The organism is Agrobacterium sp. YIC 4121 (assembly GCF_002008205.1).
Lineage (GTDB): Bacteria > Pseudomonadota > Alphaproteobacteria > Rhizobiales > Rhizobiaceae > Agrobacterium > Agrobacterium leguminum.
This window is the reverse complement of record NZ_MRDI01000003.1, coordinates 516,698-536,018: the sequence shown is the minus strand read 5'-3', so window position 1 is coordinate 536,018 and position 19,321 is coordinate 516,698. Positions and strand designations below refer to the sequence as shown.

General features: G+C 60.6%; 19 protein-coding genes. 6 read left to right on the top strand and 13 right to left on the bottom strand.

The window, feature by feature from the left end; translation table 11 throughout:
* Nucleotides 1-69: 69 nt before the first annotated feature.
* The gene (locus tag BTE54_RS06820) at nucleotides 70-789 is read left to right on the top strand and encodes an AzlC family ABC transporter permease (protein WP_078051860.1); all 720 of its coding nucleotides are present in this window, start codon (nucleotides 70-72) and stop codon (nucleotides 787-789) included.
* The gene (locus BTE54_RS06815) at nucleotides 786-1,100 is read left to right on the top strand and encodes an AzlD family protein (protein ID WP_004430802.1); all 315 of its coding nucleotides are present in this window, start codon (nucleotides 786-788) and stop codon (nucleotides 1,098-1,100) included. Before BTE54_RS06820 ends, BTE54_RS06815 begins: the two co-directional genes overlap by 4 nt.
* On the opposite strand, the gene BTE54_RS06810 is transcribed toward BTE54_RS06815, so the two are convergent.
* Nucleotides 1,097-2,938 (bottom strand): aminopeptidase P family protein, encoded by a 1,842-nt coding sequence (locus BTE54_RS06810; protein WP_078051859.1) that lies wholly within the window; start codon nucleotides 2,936-2,938, stop codon nucleotides 1,097-1,099. The genes BTE54_RS06815 and BTE54_RS06810 overlap by 4 nt on opposite strands.
* Before the next feature lie 293 nt (nucleotides 2,939-3,231).
* Between BTE54_RS06810 and BTE54_RS25045 the strand changes: the two genes are divergently transcribed.
* Nucleotides 3,232-3,405: a hypothetical protein gene (locus BTE54_RS25045; protein ID WP_020009313.1), complete on the top strand. Its 174-nt coding sequence runs from the start codon at nucleotides 3,232-3,234 to the stop codon at nucleotides 3,403-3,405.
* Between the two features lie 146 nt (nucleotides 3,406-3,551).
* Here BTE54_RS25045 and BTE54_RS06800 read toward each other — a convergent pair whose 3' ends face one another.
* The 3 genes from BTE54_RS06800 to BTE54_RS06790 all read right to left on the bottom strand — a co-directional run bounded on the left by BTE54_RS06800 (nucleotide 3,552) and on the right by BTE54_RS06790 (nucleotide 5,562).
* Complete coding sequence (locus BTE54_RS06800) at nucleotides 3,552-4,430, bottom strand: 50S ribosomal protein L11 methyltransferase (RefSeq protein WP_078051858.1); 879 nt, start codon at nucleotides 4,428-4,430, stop codon at nucleotides 3,552-3,554.
* A gap of 94 nt (nucleotides 4,431-4,524) precedes the next feature.
* Nucleotides 4,525-5,124 carry a cytochrome oxidase assembly protein Sco gene (gene sco, locus BTE54_RS06795; protein WP_003522341.1) on the bottom strand — a complete coding sequence of 200 codons (600 nt, stop codon included), beginning with the start codon at nucleotides 5,122-5,124 and terminating at the stop codon, nucleotides 4,525-4,527.
* Nucleotides 5,125-5,265: 141 nt separating this feature from the next.
* Nucleotides 5,266-5,562 (bottom strand): hypothetical protein, encoded by a 297-nt coding sequence (locus tag BTE54_RS06790; protein WP_223215538.1) that lies wholly within the window; start codon nucleotides 5,560-5,562, stop codon nucleotides 5,266-5,268.
* A gap of 87 nt (nucleotides 5,563-5,649) precedes the next feature.
* On the opposite strand from BTE54_RS06790, the gene BTE54_RS06785 reads away from it, so the two are divergent.
* Entirely contained in the window at nucleotides 5,650-6,117 is a 468-nt protein-coding gene (locus BTE54_RS06785) for a chemotaxis protein CheW (protein ID WP_003522339.1), read from the top strand.
* 36 nt (nucleotides 6,118-6,153) lie between these two features.
* Here the strand turns inward: BTE54_RS06785 and BTE54_RS06780 are convergent, their stop codons facing one another.
* From BTE54_RS06780 to gcvA, 3 genes are read right to left on the bottom strand one after another with little or no spacing between them, the layout of a single operon-like run.
* Entirely contained in the window at nucleotides 6,154-6,645 is a 492-nt protein-coding gene (locus BTE54_RS06780) for a CreA family protein (protein WP_035220532.1), read from the bottom strand.
* 46 nt (nucleotides 6,646-6,691) lie between these two features.
* Nucleotides 6,692-7,300 carry a 3'-5' exonuclease gene (locus tag BTE54_RS06775; protein WP_035220530.1) on the bottom strand — a complete coding sequence of 203 codons (609 nt, stop codon included), beginning with the start codon at nucleotides 7,298-7,300 and terminating at the stop codon, nucleotides 6,692-6,694.
* Nucleotides 7,301-7,343: 43 nt separating this feature from the next.
* On the bottom strand, nucleotides 7,344-8,246 hold the full coding sequence (gene gcvA / locus BTE54_RS06770; RefSeq protein ID WP_065655819.1) for a transcriptional regulator GcvA: 903 nt from the start codon (nucleotides 8,244-8,246) through the stop codon (nucleotides 7,344-7,346).
* 198 nt (nucleotides 8,247-8,444) lie between these two features.
* Here gcvA and BTE54_RS06765 point away from each other — a divergent pair, with 198 nt between their 5' ends.
* Both BTE54_RS06765 and BTE54_RS06760 read left to right on the top strand, forming a co-directional pair.
* Nucleotides 8,445-9,371 (top strand): DMT family transporter, encoded by a 927-nt coding sequence (locus BTE54_RS06765; protein ID WP_198939092.1) that lies wholly within the window; start codon nucleotides 8,445-8,447, stop codon nucleotides 9,369-9,371.
* Between the two features lie 292 nt (nucleotides 9,372-9,663).
* Nucleotides 9,664-10,200, top strand: coding sequence for a GNAT family N-acetyltransferase (locus BTE54_RS06760; protein ID WP_078051857.1), 537 nt, complete (start codon nucleotides 9,664-9,666; stop codon nucleotides 10,198-10,200).
* 4 nt (nucleotides 10,201-10,204) lie between these two features.
* Here BTE54_RS06760 and BTE54_RS06755 read toward each other — a convergent pair whose 3' ends face one another.
* The 6 genes from BTE54_RS06755 to ftsZ all read right to left on the bottom strand — a co-directional run bounded on the left by BTE54_RS06755 (nucleotide 10,205) and on the right by ftsZ (nucleotide 19,229).
* Nucleotides 10,205-11,101 carry an aminoglycoside phosphotransferase family protein gene (locus BTE54_RS06755; RefSeq protein WP_078051856.1) on the bottom strand — a complete coding sequence of 299 codons (897 nt, stop codon included), beginning with the start codon at nucleotides 11,099-11,101 and terminating at the stop codon, nucleotides 10,205-10,207.
* 64 nt (nucleotides 11,102-11,165) lie between these two features.
* Nucleotides 11,166-13,340 (bottom strand): NAD-dependent DNA ligase LigA, encoded by a 2,175-nt coding sequence (ligA, locus tag BTE54_RS06750; protein WP_078051855.1) that lies wholly within the window; start codon nucleotides 13,338-13,340, stop codon nucleotides 11,166-11,168.
* A gap of 114 nt (nucleotides 13,341-13,454) precedes the next feature.
* The gene (recN, locus tag BTE54_RS06745; RefSeq protein WP_078051854.1) at nucleotides 13,455-15,128 is read right to left on the bottom strand and encodes a DNA repair protein RecN; all 1,674 of its coding nucleotides are present in this window, start codon (nucleotides 15,126-15,128) and stop codon (nucleotides 13,455-13,457) included.
* Between the two features lie 15 nt (nucleotides 15,129-15,143).
* Entirely contained in the window at nucleotides 15,144-16,010 is an 867-nt protein-coding gene (locus tag BTE54_RS06740) for an outer membrane protein assembly factor BamD (RefSeq protein ID WP_003522209.1), read from the bottom strand.
* A 233-nt stretch (nucleotides 16,011-16,243) separates the two neighbouring features.
* Complete coding sequence (lpxC, locus tag BTE54_RS06735) at nucleotides 16,244-17,203, bottom strand: UDP-3-O-acyl-N-acetylglucosamine deacetylase (RefSeq protein WP_003522208.1); 960 nt, start codon at nucleotides 17,201-17,203, stop codon at nucleotides 16,244-16,246.
* A 265-nt stretch (nucleotides 17,204-17,468) separates the two neighbouring features.
* Nucleotides 17,469-19,229 carry a cell division protein FtsZ gene (gene ftsZ, locus BTE54_RS06730; protein WP_078051853.1) on the bottom strand — a complete coding sequence of 587 codons (1,761 nt, stop codon included), beginning with the start codon at nucleotides 19,227-19,229 and terminating at the stop codon, nucleotides 17,469-17,471.
* Nucleotides 19,230-19,321: the final 92 nt, after the last annotated feature.

The following is a 19,321-nucleotide window of genomic DNA, read 5'->3' as shown; positions in this document are numbered from 1 at the left end:
TCCATTCATGCAATTCGTTTGCCAGCCGGGCGGGACGGCGATAGAGCGGCGGGCAAGGAGTTTCCAGAAATGTTCAATGCAGATTTTCGCGAGGGATTGAAGAGCGGTTTCCCGATCGCCCTCTCCGCCGCCCCCTTCGGTGCGCTGTTCGGCGCGGTCGCAGTCGATAACGGGCTGAGCGTCACCGAGGCCACGATCATGAGCGGCACCGTCTATGCGGGCGCGAGCCAGCTCGTGGGTATCGAATTGTTCGGCCAGAAGGTTGCCCCCTGGCTGATCGTTCTATCCGTTTTCGCCGTCAATTTCCGCCATATCCTCTATTCGGCCGCCATTGCCCGGATGATCTCGAACTGGTCTTTCCTGCAAAAAGCCGCAGGCTTCTTCGTGCTGGTCGATCCGCAATTCGCCGAATCGGTCAGGAAATACGAAAATACCGGCACGGTCGGCTTTTCCTGGTACATGGGCTTTGCAGCGCCGGTCTACGTGCTGTGGCTGGCCATGACCATTCTCGGCGCATCGCTCGGCAATATGGTCGGCGATCCAAAAGCCATCGGTCTCGATGTGCTGCTGCCGATCTATTTCATGGGTATGGTCTTGAGCTTCCGCCAGCGGGAGAATTTCTACCCTGTCATGCTGGCAAGCGCGGTGGGCGCAACGGTTGCCTATCACATCGTCGGCTCGCCGTGGCATGTCAGCCTCGGCGCCGTCGCCGGAATTCTCGTCGCGGTCCTCTATCCGCCGAAGCCGAACGGCCCGGCGAATTCTGAAAGCGGGGTGGAAACGCCATGAGCGACATGCTGCACGCCGATACGCTGATCCTGATCGCGCTCGCCGCCATCGCCACTTATCTCACCCGCATCGGCGGTTATGTGCTGATGACGCGGATGAAATCCATCCCGCCGCGCATGGAGGCGGGACTGAACGCCGTTCCCGTAGCGGTTTTGACCACGCTTGTCGCACCCGCCTTTTTCGAAGGCGGATACGAGGTGAAGATCGGCATGGTGGCAGCGCTTCTGGTCTGCCTGCGCTTTCCCGGCCTGACGATGCTGGCCGTCGGCTGGGCCATCGTCATCGCCATCAGGCATTTCGGGCTGCTTTAAGCGACCCGCTCCAATGGCTTCGTCGCGGCAACGAGCCACGCCTTAACCTCCTCGTCGGTGATCAAGGGAGAAAGCTTCTCCAGAACCCCGGCGTGATAGGCGTTCAGCCAGTCCAGTTCTTCATCGGTCAGGAGAGCAGCGACGACCAGCCTGCGGTCGATGGGGCACCAGGTCAGCGTTTCGAAGGAGAACATCGGCTGGTCGCCGCCGGCCACCTCTTCCGCCTCGCGTACATAGATGAGGTTCTCGATGCGGATGCCGAAAGCGCCGGGCCGGTAATAACCCGGCTCGTTTGACAGGATCATGCCGGGCAGAAGCTCCTGTGTCGAAAGCCGCGAAATGCGCTGCGGCCCCTCATGCACCGAAAGATAAGAGCCGACGCCGTGGCCGGTGCCATGGGCGTAATCCGCTCCCGCCTTCCAGAGCGCAATGCGCGCCAGCGGATCGAGATCGCAACCGCGCGTTCCCTTCGGAAACCGTGCAGTGCTGATGCCGATCATGCCTTTCAGCACCAGTGTGAAGAAACGCTTCTGCTCTTCCGGCACCGTGCCGATTGCAACGGTACGGGTAATATCCGTGGTGCCGTTGACATATTGCGCGCCGGAATCGACGAGGAACATCTCGCCGTCCGCAAGTGTGCGGTCGGTATCGGTGCTGACGCGATAATGGATGATGGCGGCATGTTCGCCGGCGCCTGAAATCGTATCGAAAGACACGTCCTTGAGCGGGTTTTGCAGCCCCTGCCCCACCTTGAACCGAGCGGCCTCCAGCGCCTTGACGGCGGCGATTTCGGTGACGCTGCCCGGTTGCTGGCGGTCCAGCCAGCAGAGATATTCGACCATGGCCGCGCCGTCCTGCACATGAGCGGCTGCCGAGCCGGCAAGCTCCGCCTTGTTCTTGCGCGCGCGCGGCAGGCGAACGGGATCGGCCTCCTCGATAAGCGAGCCGCCCGCCGCCGTGATTGCGCCGGTCAGCGCCACCGGAGTCAGATCCGCATCCACCATGACGCGGCCCTTGGCGCTGGCAATGGCATGCAGACGGTCAGCGATCTTCGACGGCGGCAATTGTGTCGCGAGTTGCGCCAGATAGGCCTCGGTCTCGATGCCGGTCTTACGCTTGTCGAGAAAAATATCCGCCCTGCCATCGGCGTAGATGATGGCGCGGGCGAGCGGATGCGGCGTATGCGGCACGTCATTGCCGCGAACATTGAAAATCCAGGCGATGGAGGATGGATCGGTAACCAGCAGGGCATCCGCGCCTTTTACCGAGACCGTCTCCGCCAGCGAGGCGATCTTTTCCTTCGCCAGCCTGCCGGTAAAGGCCTCTGGCTGGATAACGACGGGTTCCAGCGGCTCGGAGGGACGGTCCTGCCACAGGGCATCGAGCGGATTCTTTTCCAGGAGAACGACCGAACCGCCCTTGCCGGCAAGCACCTTTTCCAGCCGCTTCAACTCCGCGCCGGTGTGCAGCCATGGATCGATGCCGAGCCGGAAACCCTGTGGAGCATGTTCGGCCAGCCAGACGGAGGGCGGCGCGCCAACCAGATCGCCGCCGCTGAAGACCGATTGATCGACCTGCGACTTGAGCTGCGTCGTATAACGGCCATCGACGAAAACCACCGCCTCCGTGCGCGTCACCAGCGCAATGCCGGCGGAACCGGTAAACCCCGTCAGCCAGGACAGGCGCTCGGCGCACTCCGGCACATATTCCCCCTGATATTCATCGGCGCGCGGCACCAGAAAACCGTCGATACCAAGGGCATCGAAACCGGCGCGCAGCGCCTCGACGCGGGCCTTGCCAAATTGCGGCGCGGATTTGTTTTCGAAGGTCTGGAACATGGGCGTCTTTCGGGAACTGTCATGGAGAAAAGCTGCAAGGTGCGCCGTCAAATCATTGGCGCGTAACGACAATGCCACGCGGACAAAGCCGGTTTCAAGCCATATATGACAGACCGGATTGCGGCGATAAATTGTGCACATTTTGCGAAATAAGTAATACTCAAGGCAAAGTGACATGCGATAAATGCATATCTACCCTGAGATATCCCCTCTAACTAAACAAAAACACATCGCTTATCTTCAGATCAACACAGCGAGAGAGACACTCTCCTGGCAAACAAGGATTTGAAGCAATGGCAAAATCTTTCCTCCGCACCGCCTTCGATCGCGTCGTTGAAGCACGCGAGCGTCAGGTCAGCCGCCATGTCAACGCAGCCCTTCTGAACCTCGACGACAAGTCGCTGGAAGCGCTCGGCATGAACCGCGCCGATCTGCGTCGCAAGGCAAACTCCAGCTACGTATTCTGATGACGTCCGGCGCGGCGATCCTCCCTCCACCGCGCCGAACAGGAATACGTCGACCCGCTTGAGCAAGCTCCTCCCATGCTCGCGGGTTCCCAGGCGGCGCGAAAGCGCCGCCTTTTCTTTTGCCCGAAAGGGATGCTGCCGCTGGTTCAGTCTTTGCGCAGATGCAGCGTGACCCAGCCATTGCGCCAGATGGTGCGGATATGGGAAAGCCGGGCGCCATTATAGGCGGAAAGCACCTTCCAGCGCTGCGAGGCCAGAATGCCGGACAGGATGACGGTGCCGCCGGGCGCCAGATGCGTGACGAGCTGCGGCGCCATCTTGATGAGCGGCCGGGCCAGAATATTGGCGATGATGAGATCGAACGGACCATGCTTGCGGAAGGCGTCCGAGTGGAAGCCCGGCGCGGTCTCCAGCGCCATCCCGGAGACGATGCCGTTCAGCCGCACATTCTCCTTCGCCACCTTGACGGCGATGGGGTCGATATCTGTCGCCAGCACGGGAATGGGGCGCATCTTGCGCACCGCAATTGCCAGAACGCCGCTGCCGGTGCCAAGATCGAGCGCGTTGCGCACGGTGCGCGCCCGCAGAACCTCCTCAATCATCTCAAGGCAGCCGGCCGTCGTGCCGTGATGGCCGGTGCCGAAAGCCTGTCCGGCCTCGATTTCGATTGCCAGATCGTTCGCCCGCACCTTGTCGCGATCATGCGCCCCATGAACGATGAAACGCCCTGCCCTGACCGGTTTCAGCCCCTCGAGCGACTTTGCGATCCAGTCGACATCCGGAACGGTCTCCTTCTCGATGACGAGATCGGGAAAGGCCGGAGCAAGCAGGGCGCTGACACGCTCGCGGAACTCTTCCTCCTGCTCGGCCATCAGATAGACCGAAGCTTCCCAGATATCGCGCTTCTCATCCACCTCGGTCGTGGCAATCGCGACATCCTCCTCGCCGAAATAGTCCGACATGAGATCGAGGATTTCACCCGCCTGGATTTCGGTCGTGGTGACGTAAAGTCGGATTTCGCTCACGGCGGGCTGCTTTCTCTGGATTAGGTTATTGTTCTTGCCTTTGCCACAAAACCTCGGCCAGTCCAATAAGCCCCGCGCAATTATGCCGCCTCTATCAGCCCTTCAGAAGATTCTGAAGCTTTTGCTCGGCAACTTCCGGGTTTTCGCCATAAGCAATGGTGCCGGAAAAACGGCCATTGGCATCGAGCAGGATGACGGACGCCGTGTGATCCATGGTGTAGTCGCCATTCGGATCCTTCTCGTCCACCGGCACCTTCTTGGCATAGATGCGGTAGCCCTTCAGCGTTTCGGCAATCTTGTCGGCCGGGCCGGTGATGCCGGTGATACGCTTCGAGACGTTGGAGACGTATTGCTGCATGATCTCAGGCGTATCGCGCTCGGGATCGACGGAGACGAAATAGGCCTGCAGCTTGTCGCCGGCCGGGTCCACCTTCTCCATCCAGCCGTTCAGCTCGAAAAGGGTTGTCGGGCAGACTTCCGGGCAATGGGTGAAACCGAAGAACAGCGCTGTCGGCTTGCCCTGAAAGGCCTTTTCGGTGATCGGCTGGCCGTTTTGCGCCGTGAGTTGGAAGGGCACGCCATAGGCCGTCTCCACCATTTCATTACGCGTCTTCGTCATTTCGATCGTCAACCAGCTGACGACACCGGCGAGAACGAGCACGACGGCCCACAATACGATGCGAATATTTCTCATTGTCCAATCCTACCCCGAAAGCCGGCGGCATATCGCAGGCTTTGGCAGACAGATAACGAAAGGCGACGGGGACGGCAAATCAACTGGGCGTATTTGCGGGAACCGCGCTGATTTGTCACAAATCCGCAGCCGGAAAACCCGTCACAGGCACCAGGCGATGCCGCTCTGCACCGTGGACAGGAAAATATCCGTGCCGTGCCGCACCCAGCCGTCAAAGGCAAGAAGCACGATGGCAAGCGAGGCCACAGCGGCAAGACTAGCCAGAATAAACTTCAGCGGATGGGAAACGAGTGCGTTCATATGCCCATCATAACCTGTTTGTGTGAGCGCGAAAACCGCCAAAATACTGGGTTTTGCCGGCGAGACCGGCGCAAATGTTAGGGAAAGTTTAAAATCTTGCTGTGCATTATGACCATAGCGGTTTTTAAGCCTCGACATGATGTCTCCCGGTCCATTCTCCGGCCACCGCATAAAGCTCAATCCTGCGCGGGCCTGTTAGAGAGCCATCAGAGGAAACCTGCCGTCATGTCCAACGCCATCAAGCAATCCGGCGCATATCTCGAAATCGTTTCCTTCCATCTGGGCGATCAGGAATTCTGCATCGACATCATGGCGATCCGCGAAATCCGCGGCTGGGCGCCGGTTACGCCGATGCCGCACACCCCGCCTTATGTTCTCGGCCTCATCAACCTGCGCGGCGCCGTCATTCCCGTCATAGACATGGCCGGCCGCCTCGGCATGAAGATGACCGAACCCTCCGAACGCTCTGCCATCATCGTCACCGATATCGGCGGCAAGCTGGTCGGCCTGCTGGTGGAACAGGTCTCCGACATGATGACCATCCGCTCCGAAGACCTGCAGCCCGCGCCCGATATCATTCCGGAAGAACAGCGCAGCTTCTGCCGCGGCATCGTGGCGCTGGAAAAGAGCATGGTCTGCTTCCTCAACCTCGACACCGTGATTGCGGACGAGCTGGCACGCGAAGCGGCCTGATCCAGGCATCTATAACGCAATTGAGAGGGGCAGGCCTTACGGCTTGCCCTTTTGCCATGTGACCTGCTGGTTATAAAGCGGCACCGTGGAAATCGCCATCTTGGCCGAACCGTCGGTCAACTCCCGCGCATGCACCAGATAGATCAGCGTGTCATTGGCCTTGTCATAAACGCGGCTGACGACGAGCTTCTTCCAGACCAGTGACATGCCCTGCCGGAACACTTCTTCTCCGCCCTTTGAGAGATCGATATCGCCGATCTCCACCGGTCCAGTCTGGCTGCAGGAAATGGCGTTGTTGGAAGGGTCTTCGAACCAGTTGCCGTTCTTCAGGCGGTCGATGACGCCGCGCTCGAAATAGGTCACATGGCAGGTCACGCCCTTGATCTTCGGATCGGCGATCGCCTCGATGACGATGTCATTGCCGATCCAGTCGACGCCGACCTCGCCCACCACCTGCGAATGCGCAGCTGTCACCGGAAGCAATGCCAGAAAGCCCGCAAACAAACCCGACAGAGTTTTCATCGTCATCGCATCTTCTCCGTTACGCTGTTTCAAACATAAGTGCGCGGAACGGTTACGCAACCCGGGAGACGGCGCGTTTTTTCATGCTGCAGGGCTGGTAACCGGTGGAGGTGAGACGCCCCGCGACCATGCCGATCTTTTCCGGCAGTTCGCGAATATGGGCAACGCGCAAGGCCTTGGCCGCCGCAATCGAAGCGGCCGCGCAGACGACGGCATCCTCGGCGGCATTGTGATGCACGAAACGCAGCTGAAGGTGATGGGCGATGACATTCAGCTTGTGCGACGCCAGATTGGGCCAGACATGCCGGGCGATCTTGACGCTGCACAGATAGGAAAGATCGGGATAGGATTGCCGGTATTTATCGAAAGACGCCCGCATGACGCTGAAATCGAAGGCGGCATTATGGGCGATCATGGTGGCCCCGTGGAAGTCGTCGATAAACTCCTCCATCACCTCGGGAAATTCCGGCGCATCTTCGACATCGGCCGGGCGGATGCCATGCACGGCGATGTTGAAGGGCGAAAACCGCATGTCCTTCGGCCGGATCAGCCGTTCCTCGACGCGAACGATCTCGCCGCCCTCTATCCATGCAAGCCCGACGGAGCAGGCGCTGCCCCGTTCCTCATTGGCGGTCTCGAAATCGATGGCGATGGTTTTCAAAAGTGATTCCCGTTGTTTCATTCCGGCATAGACCGGATTGACGTCAAAGAGAACCGGCCTCGGCAGAACCCGCTTCCGAAAGCATCCAGTCGATGAGCGTCACCAGATCGGGATTATCCAGCATGCGCCGCGGATAAACGAGGAAATAGGCGAGCGTGCTGGCCATGTCCTTGCCAAAAGGCGCAATCAAAGCGCCTTCCGCAAGCTCGCGGGAAACCAGCGAACGCCGGGTCAGCGCAATGCCGTGCCCGGCCTTGGCCGCATCCAGCGCACCATTGCTGTCGATGAAGACAGTGCCGCCGGAGGCATCCACGTCCGATGCTCCCGCCGCCTCCAGCCAGCGCCGCCATTCATTGCGGTTTTCATCGTGCAGAAGCGGAATGGATTTGAGATCCCCCGCCTCCTGAAGCGGCCCATATTTCTCCAGAAGCTGTGGAGAACAGACCGGCAGAGTGCTGTCATCGATGAAGCGGATGCTCTCCAGCCCTTCATACCGACCGAACCCGTGCCGTACCGCCAGATCGACGTCGTCCCTCGAAAAATCCACCAGCCGGTTGGTCACGCTGATGCGGACATCCACCTGTGGATGTTGCTGCTGGAAGGCAGGCAATCGTGGCATCAGCCATTGCACGGCGAAAGTGGGCGTGCAGCTCAGCGTCAGAACCGTGATCTCGGAGCGCGCCGTCAGTTCCGCCGTCGCCTCCCGCATCATCCGGAAGGCGGTGCGAAGCGCGCCGTAATAACGCTCCCCTTCACGCGTCAGCTGGATGCTGCGCGGTTTGCGGAAGAACAATTGCACGCCAAGGCGCGCCTCCAGCTCCCGGATTTGCAGGCTGACCGCACCGGGCGTGACATTCAACTCATTGGAAGCAAGCGTGACGCTGCGATACCGTGCCGCGGCCTCGAAGGCCTGCAACCCTTTCAAAGAAGGAAGCTCGGCTGCCATGGTTTAGCTCACCTCAATTATCGAACGAGAAACAATCGTTTGAAAACATCATAAAACAGGGAGTAAATAGACGCAACAAGACCTGAAACGCAGTGAAAACCACCTATTTCCAGTTTGAGCTAAACTCAACCGATATCGGGTGGATGGCGGCGAACCCGCCTGCGATCATGTCGATACTCATGCTTTTGGGAGATGACGATGGCGATACAGAAACAGATGGATGCCGGCGAATGGGCGATGCTCGTCGCGCTTTCGCTTCTCTGGGGCGGATCGTTCTTTTTCATCGGTGTCGCCGTCAAGGAACTGCCACCCGTCACCATCGTCACGCTGCGCGTCAGCCTGGCGGCAATCGCGCTTCTCATCGTCTGCCGCATCATGGGCCTTCGCCTGCCGCGTGAATGGGCGGTGTGGCGCGCCTTTTTCGGCATGGGTCTGCTCAACAACATCATCCCCTTCTGCCTGATCGTCTGGGGCCAGACCCACATTGCCAGCGGACTAGCCTCAATCCTCAATGCCACCACGCCCCTCTTCACCGTCATCGTCGCCCATTTTCTGACCGCCGACGAGAAGATGACCGGCAACAAGCTCACCGGCGTGTTGATCGGCTTTGCCGGCGTGGCGACCATGATCGGCCCGGCCGCCTTCACCGGCTCATCCGGCCTCTGGGGCCAGATCGCCATTCTCGGCGCGGCCATCTCCTATTCCTTCGCGGGCATATTCGGCCGCCGTTTCAAGGCCATGGGCGTACCGCCGCTGATGACCGCCACCGGCCAGATCTCCTCTTCGACACTGATGCTCATCCCGGCCGCCCTTCTTATCGATAAACCATGGACGCTCGCCATGCCGGGCCTCGGCACCTGGGGCGCACTTGTCGGCATCGCCCTCTTGTCGACAGCGCTCGCCTATCTCATCTTCTTCCGCATCCTCGCCAGCGCCGGCGCCACCAACCTCGCCCTCGTCACCTTCCTCATTCCCGTCAGCGCCATACTGCTCGGTTCGCTGCTTCTCGGCGAGCAACTGGAGATGAAGCACTTCGCCGGCATGGCGATGATCGCCGCCGGTCTTGCCGCGATCGACGGCAGGCTGCTTTCCAGATGGCGTCAGCCCCGCGCGAGGCCGCAGTGACGGCAGGAGAGCTGAGGTCGCTCCGACAAAAGGTGGCCCCACGTTCCTCGTCCTGAAATTTCCGGGACTGAACGTAGCCTTGCCGTCTTGACGCTGAGCGACGCCTCTGGCCTTATGCCCGCCATGATCGGTTTTGCTATCCATATGCACCTCACCGCAACCATTCGCCCCGCAGGGCGTGTGGCGGTATCGGCGCGTTAGTCAGTCGGTCATCCCGTCCACCACCCTGCCGCATATTGGCAGGGTGCGGTGTTTCCGCTCTGCCTCGGCTGAAAAACGAAGGAGAGCAGACATGCCGGATTTCGATATTTCCCCGCCACTCGACCCCGACGCGCACTGGCCCGAAGGCCTGTGCATTCGCGCACGCACGCCGGCAGATGCGCCGGGGATAACAGCACTGCACAATATGGCCGGATATCGCTACGGGACGCTGCGCTGGCCGCATCACACTCCGGAAGATATTCGCAAGGGGATCGAAACCCAGCCGGCCAACAGCTTTGCGCTGATCGCCATCCTCGACGGCAAGATCGTCGGCGATATCGGCCTGACGCGCCACAGCAACCGCCGGGCGCATGCGGGCAGCATCGGCATGGGCGTCCATGACGCCTATAACGGACGCGGGATCGGCAGCGCCATGATCGGCGAAATCCTCGCCATAGCCGATCGCTGGCTGGACCTGAAACGGATCGAACTGACCGTTTTCACGGACAATGAACCGGCGCTGGCGCTTTATCGCAAATTCGGCTTCGAGGTCGAGGGACACCTCAAATCCTTCGCCTTCCGCGACGGCGAGTATATCGATGCCTATTGCATGGCGCGTCTGCGATAGCGGTTCAGACGGCTGCGGAGTGATCCGCAAACACTTCCCGAATGGTCCGCCGCGACCATTCGGCCATTTTGTCGTTACGTCCACGCTCCGCATCCAGCACGATAAAAGCCTTCCACAGCGCCCAGCCACGCCCGCGCTGCCATGTCGCCTCATCCAGCTCCAGCGCCTGACGAAAAACGGCGCGGCTTTCCGCATCGAGCACATTCCACGCGAGGATGAGATCGGAAGACGGATCGCCGACGCCGGAACTGCCGAAATCGATGACGGCCGAAAGCCGGCCGTCCTTCACCAGCAGATTGCCCTCGGCAATATCGCCATGCACCCACACTCCCTGCTTCCGCCAGTGGCTCGAAAGTGCAAGCTGCCATATCTCCATGGCCAGCGCCTGATCCACCTCATCGGCAAGCCGCACCGCCGAAGCCTTCGCCTCCCCGTCATAGACCGAAAGCGAGCCGCCGCGATGGAAATTATGCGCGCCTGCGGGCGGGCCATCCGAAGCATCCACCCCGTGCAATGCTCTTAAAAACGCGGCAACATCGACGGCGATGGTTGAAAGATCAACGCGATCCAGACCCCGGGCGAGCGGTTCGCCCTCAAGCCAGCGATAGACGGACCAGCGGAACGGATAACCCTGTCCCGGCTGCCCGAGCGCCAATGGCGCAGGAATCGGAAAAGGCAGGAGCGGCGCAAGCGCCGGCAGCCACCGATGCTCCTTCTCCACCTGCGCAACATACCGGGCGGCACTTGGCATGCGGATCAGCATCTCATTGCCAAGACGAAAGCTGCGATTGTCCCAGCCGCTCAGCTCCACCGGCCGGATATTTAACCCCGCCCATTGCGGAAACTGGCTGCCTACCAGCGCCCGGACCTGCTCTGTGCTGACGACAATGCGGTCATCCATGCTGTGCTCTCCGTGTCCGGTGCAAAGCTCTAGCGGCAGAGAACAACATTGCCATGACGGTGTATCAGCCGCCGATCAGGGCCAGCCACTCGTCCTCGTCCATAGTCTGCACACCCAGTTCCGTCGCCTTGGCAAGCTTGGAACCCGCCCCCGGCCCTGCCACCAGAATATCGGTCTTTTTGGAAACCGAGCCGGCCACTTTCGCGCCGAGGCTTTCTGCCCGGGCCTTCGCCTCGTCCCGGGTAAATTTCTCCAGCGAGCCGGTAAACACCACCGTCTTGCCCGCCACCGGACTGCCATCGGTCGAGGGCTTCTCGGCTTCCTTCGGGCGAAGCTCCCGTATCAGCCGGTCGATGACATCGAGATTGCGCGGCTCCTTGTAGAATTCGACGATGGCGCGGGCCACCACTTCGCCGATGCCGTCGATGCTGTTGAGTTCGGCCCAGGCATCGCTCGCCGGGTCGGCTGCCGCCTTCATGCTCTCTTCGAAATGCTCGTAAGTCCCATAGGAGCGCGCCAGAAGCTTCGCCGTGGTCTCACCCACATGGCGGATGCCGAGCGCGAAGATCAGCCGGTGCAGATCAATCTCGCGGCGGGCATCGATGGCGTCGAACAGCTTTCTGACGCTGACCTTGCCGAAGCCGTCGATATTCTCGAGCTTGGTCAGATGCGACGCTTCCTGCCGCGCCTTGAGGGTGAAAATCTCAGGCGCAGTCTTGATCGAAAGCGCCGGATCATCACTTTCGAAAAAGAAATCGATCTGTTTGGTGCCAAGCCCTTCGATATCGAAGGCATTGCGCGAAACGAAATGTTTGAGATGCTCCACCGCCTGCGCCCGACAGACGAAACCGCCCGTGCAACGCGTGACCGAATCGAGCTTGCCGGTTTTCTCATTACGCTCCCGCACCGCATGGCTGCCGCAGACCGGACATTTTTCCGGGAATGGATATTTCACCGCATCAGTAGGGCGCTTTTCCAGAAGCACATCCAGCACCTGCGGAATGACGTCACCGGCGCGCTGGACGATCACCGTGTCGCCGATACGGATATCGTGGTCCTCCGGGCGTATGCGCTCGCCGCTATTGCCGATGCCTTCGATATAATCGGCATTATGCAGCGTCGCATTGGTGACGACGACACCGCCGACGGTGATCGGGGTGAGACGCGCCACCGGCGTCAAGGCACCGGTGCGCCCCACCTGGATTTCGATATTCTCAACCGTGGTAAACGCCTGCTCGGCCGGAAATTTATGGGCGGTGGCCCAGCGCGGGCTGCGCGAGCGGAAGCCCAGCCGTTCCTGCAGATCGAGCCGGTCGACCTTATAGACCACGCCATCGATATCATAATCGAGATCGGGCCGTGCGACGCCTATTTCATTATAATGCTCAAGCAATTGCGCGGCAGAGGTGAATCGCTTCATCAGCGGATTGACCGGAAATCCCCAGTCCCGGAATTTCTCCACGATGCCATATTGCGTATCTGCGATCCGCGCCGGCTGGCCGCCCTTCGAAACCTCGCCCAGCGCATAGGCGAAGAACCGCAGCTTGCGTTTCGCCGTCACATTGGCGTCGAGCTGGCGCAGGGAACCGGATGCCGTGTTGCGCGGGTTCACATAGGTCTGCTTGCCTTCGGCCTCCATCTGGGCATTAAGCGCCAGAAAGTCGCTCTTGGCCATATAGACCTCACCGCGTACTTCCACCACATCGGGCGCATCGGCGGGCAGCTCGTTCGGAATTTCCTTGATGGTCCTGATATTGGCGGTGACATTTTCACCGGTGGTGCCGTCTCCGCGCGTCGCCGCCGTCTTCAGCCCGCGGTTCTCATAGCGGATCGACATGGAAAGCCCGTCGATCTTCGGCTCGGCGGTGAAGGCGATGGAATCGTCCGGCAGATGCCCGAGGAAGCGATAGACGGAACTCACGAAATCCCGCAAATCCTCTTCCGAAAACGTGTTGTCGAGCGAAAGCATCGGCCGCGCATGCACGATAGGTGCGAAGGTCGGAAGCGGCGCGAAGCCGACTTTTTTCGACGGGCTGTCGGCCCGCACCAGCGCCGGGAAAGCTGCTTCGATGGCATCGTTGCGCCGCTTCAGCGCATCATATTCGGCGTCCGTAATCTCCGGCGCATCCTTGCCGTGGTAGAGCGCATCGTGGCGGGCAAGCTCGGCCGCCAGAAACGCAAGCTCGGAAGAGGCTTCAAGCTCGGTGAGGTTTTCGACGGATTTCTGGTCTTTCGACATGACGGCCTCTTTTGCGAATTACCGAACGCTTTTAGCCGAAATAACAAACATTAAAAACAGTTTTGCCGCTGGACTCACAAGCCGGATTCGCTCTCGCAACGCTATCGGTAGCCGTCAGTCCTTGGCCGCTAGCAGGCGAGCCGCCGCAGCCCTCGCCTCGTCCGTCACCGACGCGCCGGCGAGCATCCGGGCAATCTCTTCGGTGCGGTGCTTCGGCTCCATGGTGGCCACGCGCGTGGCGATGCGCTCGCTGCCGTCGCCGGATGGGCCCTTGGAAATGAGAAGATGGGTCGCCGCCCGTGCCGCCACCTGCGGCGCATGGGTAACGGACAGAACCTGCACGGTTTTCGACAGGCGGCGCAGCCGCTGGCCGATGGCATCCGCCACCGCGCCGCCGACACCCGTATCGATTTCATCGAACACCAGCGTCGGTGCCGAACCGCGATCTGCCAGCGCCACTTTCAGCGCCAGCAGAAAGCGGGACAATTCGCCACCCGAGGCCACCTTCATGATCGGTCCCGGCCGTGTGCCCGGATTGGTCTGGACGTGGAATTCAACCGTGTCGATGCCGTCGGCCGTCGCCTGTTCGGCATCGGAGGTCACCTCGACGGTAAACCGCGCCCGCTCCAGCTTCAGCGCCGGCAGTTCTGCCATCACCGCATTGGAAAGCGCATCCGCCGCATGGCGGCGTTTTTCGGAAAGCGATTGCGCGGCACGGTCGAAATCAGCCTTCACCAAGCCGAGATTGGCCTCGAGCTTGCCGAGCTGTTCTTCGCCGGCATCGAGATCGGCGAGATCGGCCACCATTTTTTCGGCGAGAGCCGGCAAGTCCGGCACGGCAACGTTATATTTACGCCCGGCAGCGCGCAGCGCGAACAGCCTTTCCTCCACCCGCTCCAGCTCACGCGGATCGAATTCGGTGCGGCGCAGCGCCGCCTCCACTTCCATCTGCGCATTGGAAAGGCTGTCGAGCGCGGCGTCCAGCAATTGCACCGTGTCTTCCAGCAATCCCGGCGCTTCATGGCTCTTGCGCTCCAGACGCCGCATCATCGAGGCGATGACAGGCACGGGCGAGGCATTGCCGTTCAGAAACTCGCTTGCCTCGGCGATATCGCCGGCAATGCGTTCGGATTTCTGCATCACCGCCCGGCGTTCGGCCAGCTCGTCCTCTTCACCGTCGCGCGGCGAGAGCGTTTCCAGTTCCTCGACGGAAGAGCGAAGGTAATCCGCCTCGCGCGCTGCCGCCTCCACCTTGGCGCGGTGCGTCTTCAGCGCACGCTCGGCATCCTTCCAGGTGCGGTAGAGGCCCTGAACGGCACGAGCCTCATCGCTCAGCCCGGCAAAGGCATCCAGCAGCGTGCGGTGTGCATCGGTATCGACAAGCGCGCGATCATCATGCTGACCATGGATTTCGACCAGCAATTGCCCGAGTTGGCGCATCATTTGCACGCTGATGGCCTGATCGTTGATATAGGCCTTGGTGCGACCGTCAGAGGATTGCACCCGGCGGAAAATCAGGTCGCCATCGTCGTCGAGACCGTTTTCACGCAGGAGAAGCCGTGTCGGGTGATTGTTCGGGACTTCGAAAGTGGCGGTCACCTGCCCCTTCTCTTCCCCGTGCCGCACAAGGCCGCCATCGCCACGCCCGCCAAGCGCGAGCGAGAGACTATCGAGAAGAATGGATTTGCCCGCACCCGTCTCGCCCGTCAACACGGAAAGGCCCGCCTCGAAACCGAGGTCGAGCCTTTCGATGAGAACGATATCGCGAATCGAGAGCTGGACCAGCATGGCCTATGCCCCGTCTCAGGCGCCGATGAGCTTCTTGCCGGCGCGCGAAATCCAGGACCCCTTGTTTTCCCGCGGCTCCAGCCCGCTGCCCTTCAGCAGCTTGTAGGAATCCGAATACCATTGGCTGTCAGGATAGTTGTTGCCGAGAACGGCGGCCGCGGTCTGCGCTTCGTCCACCAGGCCCATCGCATAATAGGCTTCCGTCAGACGCGCCAGCGCTTCCTCGATCTGGTTGGTGTTCTGATACTGCTCTACGACGATGCGGAAACGCGAAACGGCGGCGAGATATTCCTTGCGCTCAAGATAATAACGGCCGACCTGCATTTCGCGGCCGGCGAGCTGGTCGCGGGCGAAACGGATCTTGGCCTGTGCGTCGGCGACATATTCCGAATCGGGATAGTCGTTGACGACCTTGTTCATCGCCTCGACGGTGCGCTGTGCGGCGCGCTGGTCCTGCGTGACGTCGGAAATCTGCTTCGAATAGGCAAGTCCGATCATGTACTGAACGTAAGCGGCATCCTTGGAGCGCGGATATTGGCGCAAGAACCGGCTGCCATTGGTAATGGCCACATCGTTCTTGTTGGTGCGCGTGGCAATGAAGGTCTGCATCACCAGCGCCTTCTGGCCCCATTCGGTGAAGGGGTACTGCTTGTCGATCGCCTCGAACTTGCGTGAGGCTTCCGTCATGTTACCGGCGTTCATGTTGGCAAGCCCCTGCTTGTACAGAACATCCGGCGGATCGGTCTCGACGCCGAGCTTGGTGATGTCGATATCCGGATCGGACTGGCAGGCCGTGACGGCGACACTCGCGCCGACCAACATCAACGAGACGGCGATCCCCCGCATCGTACCCTTCATTGCACCAGACCCTACATGCTTCATTCGACAGTTCCCACTTCCCGCGCAAATACATAAGCATCGGCTTTGCACTGGCGTTCTAGCCATAAAAGCATCCGCAGGGCAACGCAATGATGACGCATTAACGCATTTTTATGGCATCGACCCGTGCAATCGCATGAATATCAGGCGATATTACGCAACTTCTTGTTCCCATCACGAAAAAGCCGCCCCAAAGGGAGCGGCTTTTTCTGTCAATTGATAGCCTGCGAAGGAATTCACGCAGACCAGGGTGCGAATTCCGGCATGTTGACCGCAACGAATTCGCGGGCGCGTACCATCTGGTTGCGGGCAGCCGGCGCTTCGACGATCTCATAGGCGGTGCGGTCGCTCAAAAGCGCCTTCAGCGCATTCGCATTGACCTTGTGGCCGCCGCGATAGGAGCGGTAGCAGCCGATGAACTGCGCGCCGGCAAGCGCCAGGTCGCCCACGGCGTCCAGCGTCTTGTGACGGACGAATTCGTCCTTGGCGTAACGCAGGCCTTCCATGTTGATAACGCTGTTGTCGTCGGAGATGACGACCGAATTCTCAAGCGAGGAACCAAGCGCATAACCGGCGGCCCACAGGCGCTCCACATCACGCATGAAGCCGAAGGTGCGGGCGCGCGACAGCTCGTTCTTGAAGCTCTCCGCCGTCAGGTCGCCCTTCCAGGACTGCTTGCCGATCAGCGGCGTATCGAAATCGATGTCAACCTCGAAGCGCGTACCGTCATAGGGACGGAATTCCGCCCAGGAGGCGCCCGAATCGATGCGCACCGGCTTGGTGACGCGAATATAACGGCGCTTCACGCCGAGGCTCTTGATGCCGACCGATTCGATCGCTTCGATGAAAGGTGCAGAGCTGCCATCCATGATCGGCGCTTCCGGACCGTCGACTTCAACGATGAGGTTATCGAGGCCCATGGCGTAGATGGCGGCCATGACGTGCTCGATCGTCGCAACCGACTGGGAAAGCGAACGGCCGAGCACGGTGCACAAGTCGGTATTGCCGACATTGGCCGAAACCGCCTTCAACTCGGTAACGCTGCCATTGTCATGAAGGCGATGGAAGACGATGCCCGTTCCGGCTTCTGCGGGCTGGAAGGTCATCGAAACCGGATTGCCGGAATGCACGCCAATGCCTTTGAGCTGAACAGCATTTGCGATAGTTGTCTGAAATCCGAGCAGTCCGATAGTCATGCGAATATGCCTTGTTTTGCAAACCGCGCCGCTTGAGCGCCGTTCAAGTTTTCGAGCCGGTCTGGCAACCGGCCAAGTCCGTATTTTCCTTTACCCAGCCTCATACATACGCACATGTAGGTGCCACTACAAATCACTGTTCGTTTCGGATTGTTACACGCGTAAACCTTTGAAAATACGAATTAATTTAGTGTTAATAACGTAAAATAAACAAAACGCCCGGATCGTGAAACCCGGGCGTTCGAAGAGGCGGATGGAATCGCCCTTAGTTGGACTGGCGGCGCAGGAAGGCCGGGATTTCCAGCTGGTCGTCGTCGTGGTGGCTGGCCGAAGAGGGCGTTGCGCGGCCGTGGTCGTCAAGCTGGCCACGACGCGGTGCGTAGAGGCTGGCTTCCGGCGAAAGCGGCGCGCGGCGCTGCTGCGGCGCCATGCTCGGCGCATCCATCATGTCGGACGGAACTTCTTCTTCTTCGCGACGACCAAGCGAGTTGGTGATGCGCTTCAGGAGACCCATCGGGCCACGCTCTTCCTGGGCAGCAGGAGCGGCATGGGTGCGATGTTCCATCTCGGCCTTGACGACCGGCGGGAAGTCTTCGACCTTCGGCATGCGAACCGGCTCGGGCTGGCGGGCAACCGGTGCGGGTTCCTGATAGACAGGAGCCTGCGGCGGCTGCATGCGCGGCGCCGGAGCGGCAACCTGTTCCGGAGCATGATAGACGGGCGCCGGAGCGACCGGTGCCGGAGCGACCTGCTGAACCGGCTGGGCCGGACGGAGAGCCGCCGGCGCTTCAGCCGGAGAAGATGCGAACAGCTTGCTCTGCGGACGGAAATCCTGAGCCGGCTGCTGGTGTGCGGCGAAACCGAGTTCGCGTTCCATTTCGGCTTCTGCCGAACGGATGGTCTGGGCGATCGGGTCTACGGCCTTCTGTGCCTGCGATACTGCTGGAGCAGGCTGAACTGCGGCCGGAGCGGAAGCAACGGCCGCGGAAGGACGGATAAGCGGCTTGGCAACGGCTGCTGCGGCACGCATATCGGCAACGTTCTGTTCGCCGACGCCTGCAACGCGGTCGATGCCGGTCGCAACGACGGAGACGCGGATGAGACCTTCCAGAGCTTCGTCGAAGGTTGCGCCGAGGATGATGTTCGCATCCGGATCGACTTCTTCGCGGATACGGGTCGCAGCTTCGTCGACTTCGAACAGGGTAAGGTCGCGACCGCCGGTGATGGAGATCAGCAAGCCCTGTGCACCCTTCATCGAGGTTTCGTCGAGCAGCGGGTTGGCGATTGCCGCTTCCGCAGCCTGCATCGCACGGCCCGGACCGGAAGCCTCGCCGGTGCCCATCATCGCGCGGCCCATTTCACGCATGACCGAGCGAACGTCGGCGAAGTCAAGGTTGATGAGACCTTCCTTCACCATCAGGTCGGTGATGCAGGCAACGCCGGAGTAGAGAACCTGGTCGGCCATGGCGAAGGCGTCGGCGAAGGTCGTCTTGTCGTTGGCAATACGGAAGAGGTTCTGGTTCGGAATGACGATCAGCGTATCGACGGACTTCTGCAGTTCCTCGATGCCCTGTTCGGCAAGACGCATACGGCGGCCGCCTTCGAAGTGGAAAGGCTTGGTGACGACGCCGACCGTCAGGATGCCCTTGTTGCGGGCGGCCTGTGCGACGACGGGAGCAGCACCCGTGCCGGTGCCGCCGCCCATGCCGGCGGTGACGAAGCACATGTGGGTGCCGTTCAGGTGGTCGATGATCTCATCGATGCATTCTTCAGCGGCAGCGCGGCCGACTTCCGGCTGGGAACCGGCGCCGAGGCCTTCGGTGACGTTGACGCCGAGCTGAATGACCCGATCTGCCTTGGTCATGGTCAGTGCCTGGGCATCCGTGTTGGCGACGACGAAGTCGACGCCCTGAAGGCCGGCCGTGATCATGTTGTTGACAGCGTTACCACCACCACCGCCAACACCGAAGACGGTGATGCGTGGCTTCAGCTCTGTGATATCAGGCTTCTGCAGCTGTATCGTCATTTTAACATTCCTTCTTTCTCTGGCCGCATCGCCCCGCTGGCCGATTCTTGAAAACTCAACTCTGAAACCTCCGGCTTACGCCACGAGGCCAC

Excerpts from the sequence above, each read along its gene's own strand:
- BTE54_RS06820 (WP_078051860.1), top strand. The coding sequence starts at position 70 with ATGTTCAATGCAGATTTTCGCGAGGGATTGAAGAGCGGTTTCCCGATC.
- BTE54_RS06815 (WP_004430802.1), top strand. The coding sequence starts at position 786 with ATGAGCGACATGCTGCACGCCGATACGCTGATCCTGATCGCGCTCGCC.
- BTE54_RS06810 (WP_078051859.1), bottom strand. The coding sequence starts at position 2,938 with ATGTTCCAGACCTTCGAAAACAAATCCGCGCCGCAATTTGGCAAGGCC.
- BTE54_RS25045 (WP_020009313.1), top strand. The coding sequence starts at position 3,232 with ATGGCAAAATCTTTCCTCCGCACCGCCTTCGATCGCGTCGTTGAAGCA.
- sco (WP_003522341.1), bottom strand. The coding sequence starts at position 5,124 with ATGAGAAATATTCGCATCGTATTGTGGGCCGTCGTGCTCGTTCTCGCC.
- BTE54_RS06790 (WP_223215538.1), bottom strand. The coding sequence starts at position 5,562 with ATGTCGAGGCTTAAAAACCGCTATGGTCATAATGCACAGCAAGATTTT.
- BTE54_RS06785 (WP_003522339.1), top strand. The coding sequence starts at position 5,650 with ATGTCCAACGCCATCAAGCAATCCGGCGCATATCTCGAAATCGTTTCC.
- BTE54_RS06780 (WP_035220532.1), bottom strand. The coding sequence starts at position 6,645 with ATGACGATGAAAACTCTGTCGGGTTTGTTTGCGGGCTTTCTGGCATTG.
- gcvA (WP_065655819.1), bottom strand. The coding sequence starts at position 8,246 with ATGGCAGCCGAGCTTCCTTCTTTGAAAGGGTTGCAGGCCTTCGAGGCC.
- BTE54_RS06765 (WP_198939092.1), top strand. The coding sequence starts at position 8,445 with ATGGCGATACAGAAACAGATGGATGCCGGCGAATGGGCGATGCTCGTC.
- BTE54_RS06760 (WP_078051857.1), top strand. The coding sequence starts at position 9,664 with ATGCCGGATTTCGATATTTCCCCGCCACTCGACCCCGACGCGCACTGG.
- BTE54_RS06755 (WP_078051856.1), bottom strand. The coding sequence starts at position 11,101 with ATGGATGACCGCATTGTCGTCAGCACAGAGCAGGTCCGGGCGCTGGTA.
- ligA (WP_078051855.1), bottom strand. The coding sequence starts at position 13,340 with ATGTCGAAAGACCAGAAATCCGTCGAAAACCTCACCGAGCTTGAAGCC.
- recN (WP_078051854.1), bottom strand. The coding sequence starts at position 15,128 with ATGCTGGTCCAGCTCTCGATTCGCGATATCGTTCTCATCGAAAGGCTC.
- BTE54_RS06740 (WP_003522209.1), bottom strand. The coding sequence starts at position 16,010 with ATGAAGCATGTAGGGTCTGGTGCAATGAAGGGTACGATGCGGGGGATC.
- lpxC (WP_003522208.1), bottom strand. The coding sequence starts at position 17,203 with ATGACTATCGGACTGCTCGGATTTCAGACAACTATCGCAAATGCTGTT.
- ftsZ (WP_078051853.1), bottom strand. The coding sequence starts at position 19,229 with ATGACGATACAGCTGCAGAAGCCTGATATCACAGAGCTGAAGCCACGC.